At 50.1% G+C, this 16812-nt stretch carries 11 protein-coding genes and 4 pseudogenes; 12 read left to right on the top strand and 3 right to left on the bottom strand.

Annotated features, from left to right (window positions below):
• From GPK83_RS11875 to GPK83_RS11865, 3 genes and pseudogenes are all read left to right on the top strand, one after another.
• Positions 1–126, top strand: a pseudogene (locus GPK83_RS11875) (radical SAM mobile pair protein A); the annotation flags it as partial.
• Positions 114–1022 carry a radical SAM mobile pair protein B gene (locus GPK83_RS11870; RefSeq protein ID WP_215704859.1) on the top strand — a complete coding sequence of 303 codons (909 nt, stop codon included), beginning with the start codon at positions 114–116 and terminating at the stop codon, positions 1020–1022. The pseudogene GPK83_RS11875 and the gene GPK83_RS11870, both read left to right, overlap by 13 nt.
• 53 nt (positions 1023–1075) lie before the next feature.
• Positions 1076–1219 (top strand): hypothetical protein, encoded by a 144-nt coding sequence (locus GPK83_RS11865; RefSeq protein ID WP_215704861.1) that lies wholly within the window; start codon positions 1076–1078, stop codon positions 1217–1219.
• A gap of 69 nt (positions 1220–1288) precedes the next feature.
• Here the strand turns inward: GPK83_RS11865 and GPK83_RS16910 are convergent, their stop codons facing one another.
• Positions 1289–2116, bottom strand: a complete 828-nt coding sequence (locus GPK83_RS16910; RefSeq protein ID WP_345941810.1) for a recombinase zinc beta ribbon domain-containing protein — start codon at positions 2114–2116, stop codon at positions 1289–1291.
• 56 nt (positions 2117–2172) lie between these two features.
• Between GPK83_RS16910 and GPK83_RS11855 the strand changes: the two are divergent.
• From GPK83_RS11855 to GPK83_RS11830, 6 genes and pseudogenes are all read left to right on the top strand, one after another.
• Positions 2173–2319, top strand: a pseudogene (locus GPK83_RS11855) (CD1845 family protein); the annotation flags it as partial.
• A 95-nt stretch (positions 2320–2414) separates the two neighbouring features.
• Complete coding sequence (locus GPK83_RS11850) at positions 2415–3023, top strand: type IV toxin-antitoxin system AbiEi family antitoxin domain-containing protein (RefSeq protein ID WP_215704858.1); 609 nt, start codon at positions 2415–2417, stop codon at positions 3021–3023.
• Positions 3020–3475: pseudogene (locus GPK83_RS11845) on the top strand (nucleotidyl transferase AbiEii/AbiGii toxin family protein); the annotation flags it as partial. The gene GPK83_RS11850 and the pseudogene GPK83_RS11845, both read left to right, overlap by 4 nt.
• 155 nt (positions 3476–3630) lie before the next feature.
• Positions 3631–4032 (top strand): annotated as a pseudogene (locus GPK83_RS11840) (nucleotidyl transferase AbiEii/AbiGii toxin family protein); the annotation flags it as partial.
• Positions 4029–4337 (top strand): hypothetical protein, encoded by a 309-nt coding sequence (locus GPK83_RS11835; protein ID WP_215704857.1) that lies wholly within the window; start codon positions 4029–4031, stop codon positions 4335–4337. The pseudogene GPK83_RS11840 and the gene GPK83_RS11835, both read left to right, overlap by 4 nt.
• Before the next feature lie 54 nt (positions 4338–4391).
• Positions 4392–5075, top strand: coding sequence for a relaxase/mobilization nuclease domain-containing protein (locus GPK83_RS11830; protein WP_215704856.1), 684 nt, complete (start codon positions 4392–4394; stop codon positions 5073–5075).
• 241 nt (positions 5076–5316) lie between these two features.
• On the opposite strand, the gene GPK83_RS11825 is transcribed toward GPK83_RS11830, so the two are convergent.
• Entirely contained in the window at positions 5317–5655 is a 339-nt protein-coding gene (locus GPK83_RS11825; protein WP_252196331.1) for a LytTR family transcriptional regulator DNA-binding domain-containing protein, read from the bottom strand.
• Positions 5558–5905 carry a hypothetical protein gene (locus tag GPK83_RS16900; RefSeq protein WP_252196333.1) on the bottom strand — a complete coding sequence of 116 codons (348 nt, stop codon included), beginning with the start codon at positions 5903–5905 and terminating at the stop codon, positions 5558–5560. The genes GPK83_RS11825 and GPK83_RS16900 overlap by 98 nt, the downstream gene beginning before the upstream one ends.
• 403 nt (positions 5906–6308) lie before the next feature.
• Between GPK83_RS16900 and GPK83_RS11815 the strand changes: the two genes are divergently transcribed.
• From GPK83_RS11815 to GPK83_RS11805, 3 genes are all read left to right on the top strand, one after another.
• A complete protein-coding gene (locus GPK83_RS11815; RefSeq protein WP_252196330.1) occupies positions 6309–13529 on the top strand; it encodes an S-layer homology domain-containing protein in 7221 nt (2406 codons plus the stop codon).
• 404 nt (positions 13530–13933) lie between these two features.
• Positions 13934–14857, top strand: a complete 924-nt coding sequence (locus GPK83_RS11810; protein WP_252196329.1) for an ATP-binding protein — start codon at positions 13934–13936, stop codon at positions 14855–14857.
• A 519-nt stretch (positions 14858–15376) separates the two neighbouring features.
• Entirely contained in the window at positions 15377–16717 is a 1341-nt protein-coding gene (locus tag GPK83_RS11805; protein ID WP_215704853.1) for an MATE family efflux transporter, read from the top strand.
• The last annotated feature ends 95 nt before the right edge of the window (positions 16718–16812 follow it).

The following is a 16812-nucleotide window of genomic DNA, read 5'->3' as shown; positions in this document are numbered from 1 at the left end:
GCACTCGGCATTCCGGTGTTTATGAAGGAAGACCTTGTCCCTATCATAGGGGATGAAAATATGATTCAGGAAATGCCGGAAGAATTTAATAAAGTGTTAGAGGTACAGAAATCATGGAAGAAGTAATAAATGGAATCCTCATTCGTGAGGTGGAAACAAAGAACATCATGACCAAGTCCAGTCTGCCGGTAGGCGGGTACTCGGTCAATCCCTATGTGGGCTGTACACATGCCTGCAAGTATTGCTATGCTTCTTTTATGAAGCGTTTTACCGGACACACGGAGGAATGGGGCACTTTCCTTGATGTGAAGCATTGGCCGGAAATTAAAAATCCGAAGAAATATGCCGGACAGCGTGTGGTCATCGGTTCTGTGACGGATGGCTATAATCCACAGGAAGAGCAATTCGGGAATACCAGAAAACTTCTGGAGCAGTTGATCGGCAGTGACGCAGATATTTTGATCTGCACAAAGTCTGATCTTGTGGTACGGGATATTGAACTGCTGAAGAACCTTGGACGAGTGACCGTTTCATGGTCGATCAACACACTGGATGAAAATTTCAAGAACGATATGGACTCTGCTTCGAGCATTGAGCGGCGCATCGCTGCTATGAAGCAGGTATATGATGCAGGTATCCGTACAGTCTGTTTCGTATCCCCGGTATTTCCCGGTATCACGGACTTTGAAGCGATCTTTGAGCGGGTAAAGGATCAGTGCGATCTGTTCTGGCTCGAAAATCTCAATCTTCGAGGCGGCTTCAAGAAGACGATTATGGATTATATCGCCGGAAAATATCCTGACCTTGTACCGCTTTACGATGAGATCTATAACAAGCATAACCGCAGCTACTTTGAAGCACTTGAAGTAAAAACTGAGAAAATGGCTAAGAAGTATAATTGTGCCTTTGTGGATAATGAAATGCCTTATGGCAGAGTCCCGCAGGGACATCCGGTGATCGTAGATTATTTCTATCATGAGGAAATCCGTGGGACAGAGAATACCGGAAAAAGAAATCGCTAAATTCAAGTTTTGAGAATTGAGAAAATCGATACTTGTAGATGGAGGTAATCAAAATGAAAGAATATCAATATTTGATTGGAAAGATTATTGTCGCAGTGGCAATTATAGTTGCCGCAATCATTATAGCGCAGGCTATTGGTGGAGCTGGAGAAAATATCCGCAGTGGTTTGTTTCAATTAGGGGATGCGCTTCGGTAACTTCCAACTTGCAGAATAGAAAAACCCTCCCGGCCATCATGGTCGAGAGGATTTCGTGCGTCTAGGGGATTATCCTTCAATCTCAATTTTCAGTCCGGACTTAAGCTCCACTGTGAAGTGATCCTCCCAGACAATGATCCGCTCAAGCCAGCGCTTTACCAGGACCTCGTCGAAGGTTTCCAGGTGTGCGGGCTGCTGCTTGATAAAATCCTGCAGTTCATTGATGCGGGCAATCTGTGCGTCTCTGGCGGCAGTGTCAACCGTGCATTTTTCTCGCTGTTCCCGGAGCTTGAAGATTTCATCGGCAATCTCGTCGTAGGCTTCTTTGTTATTGGCCTTTTTAAGAAGCTCTTTTTGGAGTCCCTGCAGTTTTTCGTCAATGCCATCAGAGGTATTTTGCTGAGCGTTTCGGATCACCTTTGCGATGTTCTGCTGGAGCTGTGCCTGGTAGGTGGACTTATCGCTAAGGAGCGTGTTGATGGCCTGAACAACCACATTCTCTAATACCGTCTCATTGACGATTCTTGCGTGGCATTCCTGTCCGGTTGGCTCCAGTCTACTGATGCAACGCCAGACGATGGATTTGCAGCCACGATTGTTCCAGTGGATTCTGCGGAACATTTCACCGCATTCGCCGCAAATGACAATATGCGCAAAGCAGTGGTTGCAGCTGTAGGAGCGCTTTTTGCCATTGGCGCTTGTCTTGACCACTCGTCTGCGTACCAGATCTTCCTGCACCCGTAAGAAAATATCCTTCGGAATATTTGCTTCGTGGTTGCCTTCCACATAGTATTGCGGAACGATGCCGTTGTTCTTGACTCTAGTCTTATTCAGAAAGTCTGTAGTATAAGTTTTCTGAAGCAGGGCATCACCGATGTATTTCTCGTTTCGAAGGATCTTGTTGATGGTGCTGGTCCACCATTTTGTTTTGCCAGCGCCGGTGAGAATGCCGTCTGATTCCCTGTTCCCTGCAAAACGGCATTATCCTGCTGGTGATGGCATTCCTTATTAGTCCCTATGGTCTGCCGATGGCTGCCATCTGGCTGCTGGGCAAGGTGCAGGACTTGAAGTTTGCCATTCAGGATTTGGTTTATGGATAAAATGTGCGGTCACAAAAATGCCAGACAGTGTCTGTTAAATTGCTATATTTACTTCTGTGCTACATTCGTGTATAATAGTAGCACGAAAGGAAGTGATGGATGTGACCAAATCAGAACGGTTTGAGCAATTAGACAGACTTCTGACCGAGCATGATGGGATGCTGCAAACCGCACAGGTAATCGCCAGCGGAATTGTAAAACCCATTTTTTATGAATATGTCAAAGAGAAAAATCTTCAGCAGGTTGCTCACGGAATTTATGTCTCCGAGGACACCTGGATTGATGCGATGTTTCTGTTACATCTGCGATGTGGTCAGGCAGTATTTTCCCATGAATCAGCGCTATTTTTCCATGACTTGGCAGACCGGGAACCATCTCCATACGCTATCACGGTGCGCAGAGGGTACAGCACCACTCGCTTAAAGGCAGAGGGCCTTTCTGTTTACACCATCAAACCAGAACTATATGAGGTAGGGCTGACAACTGGCCAAACACCTTTTGGGCATACGGTTCCTGTCTATGATATGGAGCGCACCATCTGCGATCTGCTCCGCAGCCGAAGCAGCATGGAAATACAGACTTTTCAAGGTGCGCTGAAGATGTATGCCAGAAGAAAGGACAAGGATCTGCGGACTTTGATGCGGTATGCCGGTATGTTCCGGGTTGAAAAAATTTTACGGCAGTATTTGGAGGTGCTTTTATGATAAAGACAGCAAGGCAGCTAAAAGATTTGATTCGCAATCTTTCCAGAGAAAAATCTGCGGATGCACAGCTTTTAATGCGAAACTATATGATGGAGCGTTTTCTGGAGCGTATTTCCCTTTCTGAATATCGTGATAAATTTATTCTGAAAGGCGGGATGCTGGTAGCGGCAATGGTTGGACTGGATGCCCGTTCCACGATGGACTTGGACGCTACTGTAAAAGGAGCCAATGTTAATGTAGAGGAGATCGAGAACCTGATTTCTGCTATTGTGAGTGTGCCGATTGATGATGGCGTCAAATTTCAGCTGAAAAGCATTTCAGAGATTATGGATGAAGCGGAGTATCCTGGGATTCGGGTCAGCATGACTACAACCTTTGACGGTGTGGTGACACCTTTGAAGATTGACATTTCCACAGGGGATGTCATTACCCCCAGGGAGGTACGCTACTCTGTAAAGCGGACATTCGCAATCCGCTTCGCTACTTGCTCATGAACGCAGTCGCTTCGCGATCTGTCAGTGGGAGCTTTCAACTCCCACTGACATAAGCATCCCCCTCACCCACCGCTTAGTGCTCCGCGCACTTGAAGCGGGGGGAATGCTTATCTGCGTTCAAGCTGATGCTGGAAGATCGCTCCATTGACATTTGGGCATACAATCTGGAAACCGTTCTGGCTGAAAAGCTGGAAACAATCATCACCAGAACCACCACCAACACCCGCATGAGAGATTTCTATGACATTTATATTCTGGATCAGCTCCATGGGAACACATTGAACCGGCAGACGCTCTATGATGCACTGTTGGCAACTGCCAAAAAACGCGGAACCGAACGGCATCTTGCAGAAGCTGTGGATGTTTTGAATGAAGTGGAAAGCAGTCCTGTGATGCAGAAACTTTGGGAATCTTACCGCAGGAAGTTTTCCTATGCGGCAGATCTGGAGTGGAGCATCATCATGGGGGCGGTTCGCAGTTTATACGCTCTATGTGAAAAGGGATCGAGCCTATGAAAAAACACGGTCATTATTGCAAAGTCTGCGGAGAATACAAAGCCAACGAAAAATTTTCCGGCAAAGGCCATGCGGTGCACATCTGTAAATCCTGTGCTTCTTTATCGCCAGAGAAACAAGCGGAGCAAATGACAATAAAGCGCTTGCTAAATCTCCCCTGGCGATTATCAAAGGAACAAATTTCCTGGCTGAAAAACCGAATGGAAGATAAGCGCCCGGAAGTCCGTGCGCTGGCGAAAGAACAATACGAGATGAGGTTTCCTCCGAAGCGGTTAGAGGACATCGAGGACGATTTTATAGAATAGCAAAAGCGGTCTGCACCATGCAGGCCGTTTCTTTTTTAGAAAGGAGGCCCTTCTATGGCAACCACACGCATCATGCCCCTGCATATCGGAAAGGGGCGCACTGAGAGCCGAGCAATCAGCGACATCATTGATTATGTGGCAAATCCGCAAAAGACTGACAACAGAAGACTAATTACCGGCTATGGCTGTGACAGCCGGACCGCCGATGCAGAGTTCCTTCTGGAGAAGCGGCAGTATATCTCCGCCACCGGACGAGTGCGCGGCGCGGATGATGTGATCGCTTACCATGTGCGCCAGTCCTTCTGCCCTGGTGAGATTACCCCGGAAGAAGCAAACCGGCTGGGTGTAGAATTTGCAAAGAGTTTTACTAAAGGCAATCATGCCTTTGTAGTCTGCACTCACATAGACAAGTCGCACATTCATAATCACATTATCTGGTCGGCGGTCAATGCAGATTGTGACCGAAAATTTCGGGAGGAACATGAGGAAGAAATCCTGCTCCATCAGGCGGCAAAAAATGCCTTTGACGAGATGGGCGTGAAGAAGCTGCCCAAGGTCAAAGACCTGCAAGCCGAGTATGCAAAGCTGCTGGAGGAAAAGAAAAAGACCTATGCCGAGTACCGGCGCTCCCGTGAAGAAATGCGGGAGCTTTTAACGGCAAAGGCCAATGTGGACCGGCTGCTGAACATGGACGAGGAACAGAAAAAGGAACAGGAAAAAGACCACGGCCAGCGGTGAGCTGGTCATGGTCCAAAGCGTTCGCAGGCACTGGACATCCGGGGGATATCCGCTTAGTGCCGACCGGAGTGGAACGGAGACCGCGCAGCCACAGAATGAAATTCTGTGTTCAAAGGGGCTTGGGGGCGCTGCCCCGGGCAAGCAAGCAGAGAGGAAAATCACAAAGGGATTTTCTTCTCTGCTTGCTTGCCTCTTTTGCATCTTTGCATGGATGTATGCGTTGCTGCCCGCTTTCCGTCCGCTATTTTTTCTCGATCAGCTCCTGTAAATCCCGCTTGACCTGGGTATAAGTCAAAGCGGGAATGGGAATGGAGATGCCCGAAATCAGCTCCGCTTCAAACCGCCGCAGGGCGACAATATACAGCGTGTTCACAAGGTAGCCCCGCCGCAGCGGGTAAAACACTTCCGGCAATCTCTCTTTCAGCTCCCGGTAGATATAATTGCAGCTCACGACCCGGTCAACACAAACTAATTCCGTCCGTTTATCTCGGCTTTTGGCGTACAGAATGGTATAGGGATTGATGTACACCGTCTGATTGCCGCTGGGAAACGCTATGCGCCGGCCGGCGGGCTGTTCCATCAGCAGATTGCGGACAAACCGCGTCGTGTTCATATACATCCACCGCCCTGCCCTCAAAGCCCTTGAAATGTTCCCGTATTGCGCTGCCGCCAAAGAGCATTGGCTCGCCGGTGCCGAGGTAGATGCTGTCCGGGCAGAGATAGTCAAACCACCGTTCCAAATCCCCCGCGTAGTGGGCGTGGAACAGCTCTTTTGTGAGCGCAGTAATTTCCTCTAAATTGATTTGCTTCTGCTTTTTTTCCTTTGCCATAATCTGTTCCCCCTTGTCTGCTTCCATTGTACCAAAATACGGCGGGCAGCGCAAGAGAAAACACATCATTCACGCCGTATCACACTTCATTCACTCCAAACCTATTGACATCCAAAACGCCGTATCGTAAAATATAGGGAAAGGGAAAATTATGCGCTTTTTTGCGGGAAAAGGGGTTGACAAACTATGCCGTTGAACAATATACTTACGACAGACAGACAGACAGACAGACAGACAGACAGACAGACAGACAGACAGACAGACAGACAGAGGTAAATCTGCCTGTTTTTGTGCTGTCCGCATATCGCTATAGCAGAGGAAGCAATTGTCCATTCCGGCCGGATGGATGACCGCTTCCTTTTTGCATTTTTTGATAGACCAGCACAGGAACAGGAGGATGACTATGAAATTAAAGAAACGGATCGCTGCTCTGCTGATGGCGGGCGCGATGGTATGCTCCACTCTGCCGGCAAATGTACTGGCGGTGGAAAGTTCAGTTCAAAATGTAGGCGGCTTATGCCAACACCACACAGAACACAACGCCGACTGCGGCTATACCGAGGGCATCGAGGGGACACCCTGCAATCACGAACACACCGAGGACTGCTATACCCTTGTGACAAGCTGCGTCCACAAGCATACGGCGGACTGCTACCCGGCAGAAAGCGTATCGGACAACACAGCCAGCCCGTCCGATGCGGAAAATCAGGAGCCGGTAAACTGCACCCACGAGTGCAGAGAGGACACCGGCTGTATCAAAAAAGAATTAGACTGCAAACACGAACATGACGAGGCTTGCGGCTATTCCCCTGCTACCGAGGGAACGCCCTGCACCTATGAATGTGAGGCCTGCTCGGGACAGAAGCAAATCAATGCGGCAGATCCTGCGAACAAGCCGACAGAGGGAGACGGCACAGAACAATCCCCCTACCAGATTACCAACGCAGAGGAGTTGGCATGGTTTCGGGATACGGTGAATAGCGGAACAACCGATATTCACGCCAGACTGCTGCATGACATTGACCTGAAGAACGTCAGTTGGGAGCCCATTGGAACCCAGAAAAAGCCCTACAATGGCACCTTTGACGGAAACGCCTATACCATAAAGAATTTTCGGCTGGGGGACTACACTAAGTCAGACCCAATTTCTGAAAAGGGCCTTTTCGGCCGGATTGGATCGGGCGGTACAATACAGGATCTGGTTGTGAAGGTTGACTACATGGGCTCTACGATGAACTCCAACAATTTCAATGTTACCAAATGCGGACTAATTGCGGCGTATAACGAAGGCACTATCCAACGCTGCAGCACCAGAGTCAATTATATGCTCTATGTAACGGGGGAGTTTGGCATCATCGCCTACCAAAATAGTGGTACAATCGAAAACTGCCTGAGTGCGGTGGGGGCGGGAAAATCTGGTATTCTTATTCCGGATGATGCCTCTGCTGCGGGCATTGCCTATGAAAATTCAGGCACAATTAAAAACTGCCTGTTTGACGGTGAACTCCGAACGGATGGGGGCACAGGCAATTCCTATGTGCCGAAAGACTATGCCATTGCAAAAGGCGGTAAAATCACAAACTGCTACTATTACCACTCCAAACCAAGATTCGGCGATGCAACATACGAGGGTGAACTATACAAGGACGGAGACAAATCCACAGTAATATCCAAGACGCAGCAGGAGATGGGCACCGGCGAAGTGACCTGGCGGTTAAATGAGGAGGGGAAGTATGACATCTGGCGGCAAAGAAAAATCGGCTTTGCGGACATTTCTCTGGATAAAAGCTACGGGAGGGTCAAGCAAAATAATGATGGGACGTATTCCATTGTAACTCCTCATATACACCGACTGGATAACGGCACGCAGACAGAATTCAAGGAGGTTCGCTCTTTGGATGAAATCACAGAAGACACTCCAGACACAAAATACTACTGTCTGAGTGGAAATGTCGTACTGAGCACAGTATGGGCAGCTCCAAATCGGGACATTTCGCTTTGTCTGAACGGAAAGAACATCACAGCCCCTGCCGGTGCTTCTGCAATTACCGTAGGCACCGGCAGCACCTTCACTCTGATGGACTGTGGGAAAGGCAAAATCAGCGGTGGTTCCTCCGGCATTGCGGTAACAGACGGCACGTTCAACCTGCACAGCGGCGTAATCAGCGACAATACCACCGGCGTACTGCTCAATAGCGGGACATGTACGCTGAACGGCGGCTCCATTACCAAAAACACCACCACAGGTGTGGACTATCGGGATGGCACGCTTACCCTCAGCGGCGGAGCAAAGGTAATTGAGAACAAGACGAAAAATATTCTGCTTCACACAGGGAAAACGCTCTCCTTCGGGAAGCTGAATGCCGATGCGCGCTTTGGCATTTCTGTAGAGAATTCGGGTTCCTCTGAGGCACCCATCCCCGTTACTGACACAAACGGCGGGAATTATTTCAACAACCTCTTCCCGGATGATGTGCTCACAAACGAGCTGTATCGGGAGAACGGTGTGGTGTGGCTTCGCACACAGGGGCATACGGCGCACTGTGTCTGTGGTGGTACACACACCGACATTGGCAATCATGCGCAAGAAAAGAAGTTAAATTTTCAGCCGTGGAATCCCTATAAGGAAAATCCCGCAAAGCCTCAGATGCCGACCTCTATGCCTGCAGGTGTGGACGGCTACTACCTGACACAAGATGTCACGCTGAATAGCACTTGGAGCCCGTCGAATGTGGTGCTTTGTTTGAACGGACATAAGATGACCTTCTCCGGCAATGGTTTCGTGGAGATTTCTGGAAACGGAAAGTTGACGCTGACCGACTGCGGGACAACCGGCAAGCTTTGCAGGGAAGGCAGTGAAGTATACAAGAAAGGTGGCATTTCCCTCTCAACAGGAAGCACCTTTGACATGTACGGCGGCACGATTACCGGCTTTCAGCACGGTGTATCCACCGACCAAGTGGGTGGAACAATCCATCTGTACGGAGGGACGATTACCGGAAATGAGACTGTCCACGGTGCCGGCGTGTTTTGCTGGGGCAGTAGTAGCAATCCCTCAACATTCATCATGTACGGCGGAAAAATCACAAATAACCATGCAACCTATTCAGGTTCAGATATCAACGTAAAACCGTCAGGCGGAGGCGTATTTCTGAGAGAGTACAGTAAATTTGAAATGTACGGCGGCGAGATTACCGGCAACACCGCTACTTATGGCGGCGGTGTGTACTGCGGTGCAATCATAAGCCCCAACACCGCAGAGATGATTCTGCACGGCGGCAAAATTACCGGCAACACCGCTACTTATGGCGGCGGCGTGTACTTCAAGGACAAAGCCTTTCAGGTCACCGGCGAAGGCAAGGTAACAATTACCGACAACACTGGAAATGGCGGAAAAAATGTGGTTTTGTTTGCTGGGAAAACCATTCAGGTGACCGGTAAACTGCATGAAGAAACCCGCATCGGTGTGAGATCCTTTCATAATCCTACAGATGGAAACCCGATCACCATCGCCAAGGCAACTGATGGAGGCTGGATCAAGAAAGGAAACTTCACCTCTGACATTCCCGACTATGGTATCGCCCTATCGGAGGACGGCAAAATCGTGCAGCTTCAGACACACCAGCATAGCTGGGAGTACATCGTCAGTCAGGACGGTACAACTATTACGGAACATTGTAAGGCAGAAAACTGCGGACTGCCCGAAGGCAACGGTGGCAGTGTGATTATCAAGGCTCCTGAGGGTAATTTGATTTATGACGGACAAGGAAAGGCCGCAGTTCTGGAAAACACCCTTATCTCCGGTGTGGATGTATCGGAAATTACCTATACCAAGGATGGCACCGATATTACCGGAACGCCCACCGATGCGGGCACCTATACCGCCGCTGTTACCGTGGGCGGAAAGACGGCAAAAGTGCAGTACACCATTTTGCAGTCCGGGACTGAGTTTAGCGGCGGAGTGACAGTGTCTCGTCCGAACAAAGTCTATAACTACGGCGATCCTATCTACGTCACTGTGACGCCTAAGGCAACCGGAAATGCTCCTGTTAAAAAGGTGCGAGCACTTAGCACACCTCAGGCGGGTCAGATGGCAATTTACGAAGGAGACAGACAGCTTACTGACGCACAAACGGTTACCTCCGGCAAAGAGCTGAGCTTTACCATTGACACCGCAAAAGCGAATCTTGAAAAGGGACGGCACACGCTCACCGCAAAATTTGTAGGATCGCAAAATATGGCAGCGCAGGCAGGAACGGTGGATGTAACAATTACTTGGGCCTGGATTACAAATGCGGATGTTGCGGTAGAGGGCGAATCGTTTACCTATACAGGCTCTCCGATTACCCCTGCTGTAAGCGTAACATTAAAAGGAACACAGCTCATGAAGGACCGCGATTATACGATTGCCTATACGAATCACACCAATGTGGGGACAGCAACCGTGACCGTTACCGGCATAGGCAACTATACCGGTACATCAACAAGAACCTTTGTCATCAGCAAGGCAGCGGCCCCTGAAATCAGTTGGCCAACGGCAAGCGCAATTACCTACGGGGAAAAGGTGTCTGACAGCCGCTTGAGTGGAGGCAGTACCCAATACGGTACATTCGCTTGGTCGGATACTGTAAAGGATACGACTCCCACAGTGGGAACTTCCCCGTACAAAGTGGTGTTTACTCCCAGTGAAGCTACAAAAAACAACTATGAAACGATTACCACAACGGAGAAGAATGTTTCCCTGACCGTCAATGCAAAAAGCTTGAACGGTGCCAGTGTGACGGTATCCGGCAGCTATACATATACCGGTCAGGCTCAAATTCCGGCTGCTGATGCGGTAACGGTTCAGTTAAACGGTAAAACAATTCCTAAGGACCAGTACACAATTTCTGCCAGAAATAATACGAACGCCGGACAGGCAATCGTGACCGTTACCGGCAAAGGCGACTATACCGGCACAGCAAGCGGAACCTTTATTATCGGCAAGGCAACGCCTAACCCGATCACACCGACCGAATTGAACGCCTTCTATGGCAGCACACTGAAGGATGTACCTCTGACAGACGGCTGGGCTTGGAATGATCTAAATACTTCGGTTGGCAATGTAGGAGAGAACACCTTCCCTGCTACTTACAACAAAGATAGTAGCGGCAACTATAACCCGGTACAGCAAAACCTTACAGTGAAGGTAAGCCCTGCTTCTTATAAGATCACGCTGACCGGGCAAGCGGACAGCCCCGCGCAGATTACTCTGGATGAGGCTGTGGTAGAACCCGGCAACACCGGCGCAGCAGTCAGCTACGGCATGAATACCACCAACACAGCCCCCAGTAAGTGGCAGGCAGAGAAAGTATTCTCCGGCTTGACCGCAGATACCACCTACTACTTCTTTGCAAAGGTGGCGGCCACCACCAACTATGCGGAAACCATCAGCACAGGCGTGGCAATTACCACCCCCGAAAAAGAGGTCAGCAGCATTTCCATCCAAACCCAGCCCGCCAAGCTGGCCTACACCAGCGGCCAGCCGCTGGATCTGAACGGCCTGTCGGTGCAGGTAAGCTATAGCGACAACACCAGCAAAACCATTGGCTGGGACGCCAACAAGCTGACCGCCGATCCCGCCCAGGGCACGGTGCTGACCGTTACCGGGCATAGCGGAAAAACTGTCACCATCAGCTATGGCGGTAAATCCGCTGCCACCGATGCCCTCACTGTAACGCAGGGCACACAGGCGGCCCTCTCTATCACCGGCGCACCGGCCACCATCTATAACGGGGACAGCTTTACCCTGATGCTTTCCGGCGGCTCCGGCACCGGAACCGTCACCTGGAAGATCATCAGCGGCCCCGCCACAGTGGATGCCAACGGTAAGGTTACGGTAACTGGCACCGGCAGTATCGAGGTCAAAGCGACCAAAGCCGCCGATGCGGACTACAACGAGGCCACAGCTACCCTCTCTCTGACCGCCACAACCAAGCCCAGCGGGGGCAACACTGGCGGTAATACCGGAGGCGGCAATGGCGGCGGGAATACCAGTAGCGGCGGGGGCAGTTCCTCCAGCGGCGGTTCCTCTGGCGGTGGCTCGTCCTCCGGTAGTGGTTCTTCTTCCGATAACGGAGATTCCAGCGGCTCCACGGTTGTAGAGCGTCCGGATCAGACCAAACCGGAAATTCCTACCACCAGCCAGACCAAGCCGGCAACACCGGATAAAAACGGAAATACCAGCATTGACGGCAACGCCGTACAGGACGCAATCAACAAGGCCACCGCTGACGCGAAGAAAAATGGAACCACCGCCAACGGCATTGCCGTAACGGTTCCCATCCAGAACGCGGCGGATGCAAAGAATCTTTCCACCACCATCAAGGCACAGACGCTGGACAAGCTGGTGACGGCGAAGGCACGCCGGTTTGAGATTGCTACAAACGGCCTGCCCTCTTTTGGATTTACATTGGATACCTTGAAGATGCTGAATGCCCAGTCCAAGGGCGGGGATCTGATTCTGCGGGTTTCCAAAGCAGCGGTCACTTCCGCTGAGGCAAAAGCGGCGATTGGAACAAGACCGGTTTATGAGTTCTCTCTGGTTTATGTCACAGGCGGCAAGGAAGCGCCCCTCACCGATTGGCAGGGCAAGACGGTTTCCGTCAAACTGCCCTATACCCCGGCGGCAAACGAACAGGCCGGAAACCTGTATGCAGCTTATGTGGACGATACCGGCAAGGTACAATGGCTCACCAAGTCCAGCTATGACGCGGACCAGAAAGCCGTGATTTTTGAAGCACAGCATTTTAGTATCTATGGCGTAGGCTACAAGAACCCGGTTCCGAACTTCACCGACATCAATGGTCATTGGGCAAAGGAACACATCCTGTTTACGGTCAGCCGCGGGCTGTTCTCCGGCACCAGTGAAACCACCTTCAGCCCGAACACCACCCTGACACGGGGAATGTTTGTTACTGCTCTGGGACGGCTGGCAGGAATCAATCCGGCGGATTACCAGACCAGAAAGTTTACCGATGTAAAGGCCGATGCCTACTATGCCCCCTATGTCAACTGGGCAGTGAGTAAGGGAATTGTCAGCGGTACGACTTCCACCACCTTTGCCCCGGACAGCAATATCACCCGTGAGCAGATGGCAGTAATTATGAAGAACTACGCTGACAAGATGGGTTACTCCATCCCGAAAACGCTGGAGGCTGTGACCTTTGCCGATAACGCACAGATTTCTTCCTGGGCAAAGGATGCGGTCAAGGCGATGCAGCAGGCGGGCGTTCTCTCCGGCAAGGAAAACAACCGGTTTGACCCGCAGGGCAGCGCCACCCGCGCCGAGGCGGCTACTGTCCTGCACCGGTTTGTGGAGATCGTCATTGACCCGCAGTCCGCAAACGGCTGGCAGCAAAATGACAGCGGCGAATGGAGTTACTACAAGGACGGAGAGCCGGTCAAAGGCTGGCTCTCCGACGACCAGAAATGGTACTGGCTGGACAAGGCCACCGGTAAGATGTTCTCCGGCGGCTGGAAGCAGATTGATGGCAAGTGGTACTACTTCTACGCAGACGGCTCTATGGCGGTCAGCACCAAAGTGGACGGCTACGAAGTTGGCACAGATGGCGCGAGAAGATAACTGACCACAAATAACTTCTACTGCTTTGTTCCATTCCCATAGCGGTGCAAGGGGGGCTGCTTATGGGTAGATACCCCTTTTGACCTTTCTCCACCGCTAACAGGTGGAGACTTCCAAAATAAAATATCCAGTCCGATCAGGGCGCAAGTGAACTTACCATCACTTGCGCCCTATTTTTGTACGCACTGTTTCCACATAAAACCTAAAAAAGCCGGATCCCCAAACTGGGAAATCTGATCAGTCTTGGACACCGGGAACTGATCTATACGTTTCAAGGGCTTTTAAATGGTTATAGTGTTCAGAAAGAGGGAACGATCATTGTTGCAGACGATGGGATCGTTGTTGCCAGCAATGATGAGAGTCTGCTAGGGCAGAATACAACAGACAACGAAGTTGTCCAGGCAATGAAAAAGCATACAGACAGTCAGCACATTTATCATTTGAAGAATGAAGGAACCGGATGTTACGGAATTATGCTGAAGCAGCGGGATTATTATATCTACGCATATCTTCCTGACACACATTGGGATCTTATTGGAAGTCCGGGGTATGTGAAACATGTGATGATGAATATTCTGTCGAATGCGGTGAAATATAACAGAGCAAACGGACAGATCTATATCAGCTGCAGAGAGCTTCCATCAGAACAGCCGGAAATGACGACGATAGAATTTACCTGCCGGGATACCGGAATCGGGATGACAGAAGCATTCCAGAAACAAATTTTTGAACCTTTTGCGCAGGAGCATCCCGGAAGTCGTACAAAATTTGCCGGAACCGGACTGGGAATGCCGATCACAAAGAAACTTGTCGAAAAAATGGGTGGAACCATTTCCTGTGAAAGCAAAGAAGGCGCAGGGACTACCTTTGTGATCCGGGTTCCATTTAAAATAGATCCGGACGTGGATGAGCATAAAGTACAGAAAGATATACCGGAAAAATCTATAGAGGGACTGCATATCCTTCTGGTGGAAGACAATGAGCTGAACATGGAACTCGCTGAATTTATGCTTCGGAATGAAGGCGCTGATGTGACAAAGGCATGGAATGGCCAGAAAGCTGTTGAGATATTTGAAAAAGGCAGACCTGACGAATTTGATGTCATCCTTATAGACATTATGATGCCGGTCATGAATGGTTATGAAGCAGCGAGGATGATCCGATCCATGGACAGAGAGGATGCAAAAGTAATACCGATCATTGCGATGACAGCAAATGCATTCACGGAGGACAAACTAAGAACAAAAGAAGCAGGAATGAATGAACATATTGCAAAACCTGTTGATATGAAACGATTGGTAAAGATAATTTGTGAATTGGGACACTAATGGAAAACAATCCCAGAAGGGGGATCCGTAATGAAAAAGAAGATGCAGAAACCATTCAACCGATTATGAAAGCTTCGTCTCTACCTGTCAGGCATTTGACGAGGCAGGGATCCGGATAATACAAAGAGAGAAGGTCTGGACGGAGGCGTTTGAGCATATGGAGCAGTTTATCCAGGATACCGGCGAGAAAAGTGGCTGATGACTACGCCATATTTCTAGGTGGCCTTAAACCGTGACCTGACACGGGATGAAACGCGCCGTAAGAAAGCAATGAAGGTACTGAATACAATGCTTTCAGAGGAAAACGTATACTGCTTAAGGAAATATGGCACACCGCGTTCTCGTTACTTTGATGAGTCAGGTGTGCCAAAATTTTTATCAAGATACAGAACTAGTGTTTGCCGTACATTGAGAGATATGGTAGAATGTAAACAAGGAAAAGATATATTTGCATCGTAGAAGAAATCAGCTATAATAGAAATACTGGACAATCAAAAAAATATATGAGGAATTTGGGGTATGGAAGGAAATTTAACGAAGGGGCCTATTATGAAGACCCTGGTGAAGCTCGCTGTCCCGATCATGGCATCGGCATTTCTGGGGACGCTTTACAACATTACGGACATGGCGTGGATCGGTCTTCTGGGATCAAAGGCAGTAGCGGGAGTCGGCGTCGGGGGAATGTTTACCTGGCTTTCGCAGGGGCTGGCGTCCATGGCGAGAATGGGCGGACAGGTTCAGGTGGCACAGTGTATCGGGCGCGGGGACCGGGAAAAAGCCCACGGATTTGCTCAGGCTGCAGTGCAGCTTTCTGCGGCAATGGGAATCGCGTATGCGGTCCTCTGTCTCATATTTGTCAATCAGATGGTGGGATTTTTCAGACTTGAGGATGCGGAGGCCCAGGCGGCAGCGCTGTCCTACACAAAGATCGCCTGCGGACTGATTGTATTTTCATTTTTGACATTGACACTCACGGGACTCTATACGGCTCAGGGAGACTCAAAAACTCCGTTTATGGCAAATCTGATCGGACTCGTGACGAACATGATCCTGGATCCGGTCCTGATCCTCGGACCGGGACCATTTCCGAGACTTGGCGTAACCGGAGCAGCGATCGCTACGGTGACAGCTCAGGCGATCGTAATGAGTATCATGATTCTTGGGATCATTGCGTGGAAGAAGGAGAATGTGTTAAAAGGAACCCGGCTCTTTGCGAAGATCCCTGTTGAATTTTTAAGGGGAATCTGCAGGATCGGAATTCCAACCGCGCTCCAGGGCATGGCGTACTGCGGGATTTCCATGATCCTGACGCGAATGGTGTCTGGATACGGTGCGGAGGCAGTGGCAACGCAGAGAGTCGGCGGTCAGATCGAATCGATCTCCTGGAATACGGCTGATGGATTTGCAGCTGCGTTAAACGCGTTTGTGGCCCAGAACTATGGAGCCGGGGAGAGAGAACGCGTCCGGAAAGGATATCAGGTATCCCTGTGGACGGTCGGAATCTGGGGAGTGCTGGTCTCCGCCGTATTTATCTGTTTCCCAAATGCGATCGCGGATATCTTCTTCCATGAGCCGAAGGCGGTTGCGACAGCTGTGGGCTATCTCGTGATCATTGGATTCAGCGAGGCATTTATGTGCGTGGAGCTGACGACGATCGGAGCACTGTCGGGACTCGGAAGAACGAGACTCTGCAGCGTGATCAGTATTGTGCTCACGAGTGCCAGAATACCGCTTGCCATCGTTCTTAGCGGTATCATGGGGCTTGACGGAATCTGGTGGGCGCTTACGTCCACGTCGATCGTAAAGGGAATTATATTTACGTGCACGTTTTTCTGGATCATGAGAGAAAAAAGCGTGTGAGCAGGCAGTGCGGCAGGATGAGCTGAGGCATGATGAGGCATGATATAGAAAGGTTTCCTTTGCAGTGCCTGACCGAATGAGGAGACGGAAGTCTC

This window comes from Clostridium sp. MCC328, assembly GCF_018785465.1.
GTDB classification, from domain to species: domain Bacteria; phylum Bacillota; class Clostridia; order Lachnospirales; family Lachnospiraceae; genus Pilosibacter; species Pilosibacter fragilis.
The sequence above is the reverse complement of the archived record's forward strand: the minus strand, read 5'-3'. Positions and strand labels throughout refer to the sequence as shown.

What these genes read in the sequence shown, in the direction of transcription:
- GPK83_RS11870 (WP_215704859.1), top strand. Translation starts at nt 114, where the DNA reads ATGGAAGAAGTAATAAATGGAATCCTCATTCGTGAGGTGGAAACAAAG.
- GPK83_RS11865 (WP_215704861.1), top strand. Translation starts at nt 1,076, where the DNA reads ATGAAAGAATATCAATATTTGATTGGAAAGATTATTGTCGCAGTGGCA.
- GPK83_RS11850 (WP_215704858.1), top strand. Translation starts at nt 2,415, where the DNA reads ATGGATGTGACCAAATCAGAACGGTTTGAGCAATTAGACAGACTTCTG.
- GPK83_RS11835 (WP_215704857.1), top strand. Translation starts at nt 4,029, where the DNA reads ATGAAAAAACACGGTCATTATTGCAAAGTCTGCGGAGAATACAAAGCC.
- GPK83_RS11830 (WP_215704856.1), top strand. Translation starts at nt 4,392, where the DNA reads ATGGCAACCACACGCATCATGCCCCTGCATATCGGAAAGGGGCGCACT.
- GPK83_RS11825 (WP_252196331.1), bottom strand. Translation starts at nt 5,655, where the DNA reads ATGGAACAGCCCGCCGGCCGGCGCATAGCGTTTCCCAGCGGCAATCAG.
- GPK83_RS16900 (WP_252196333.1), bottom strand. Translation starts at nt 5,905, where the DNA reads ATGGCAAAGGAAAAAAAGCAGAAGCAAATCAATTTAGAGGAAATTACT.
- GPK83_RS11815 (WP_252196330.1), top strand. Translation starts at nt 6,309, where the DNA reads ATGAAATTAAAGAAACGGATCGCTGCTCTGCTGATGGCGGGCGCGATG.
- GPK83_RS11810 (WP_252196329.1), top strand. Translation starts at nt 13,934, where the DNA reads ATGAAAAAGCATACAGACAGTCAGCACATTTATCATTTGAAGAATGAA.
- GPK83_RS11805 (WP_215704853.1), top strand. Translation starts at nt 15,377, where the DNA reads ATGGAAGGAAATTTAACGAAGGGGCCTATTATGAAGACCCTGGTGAAG.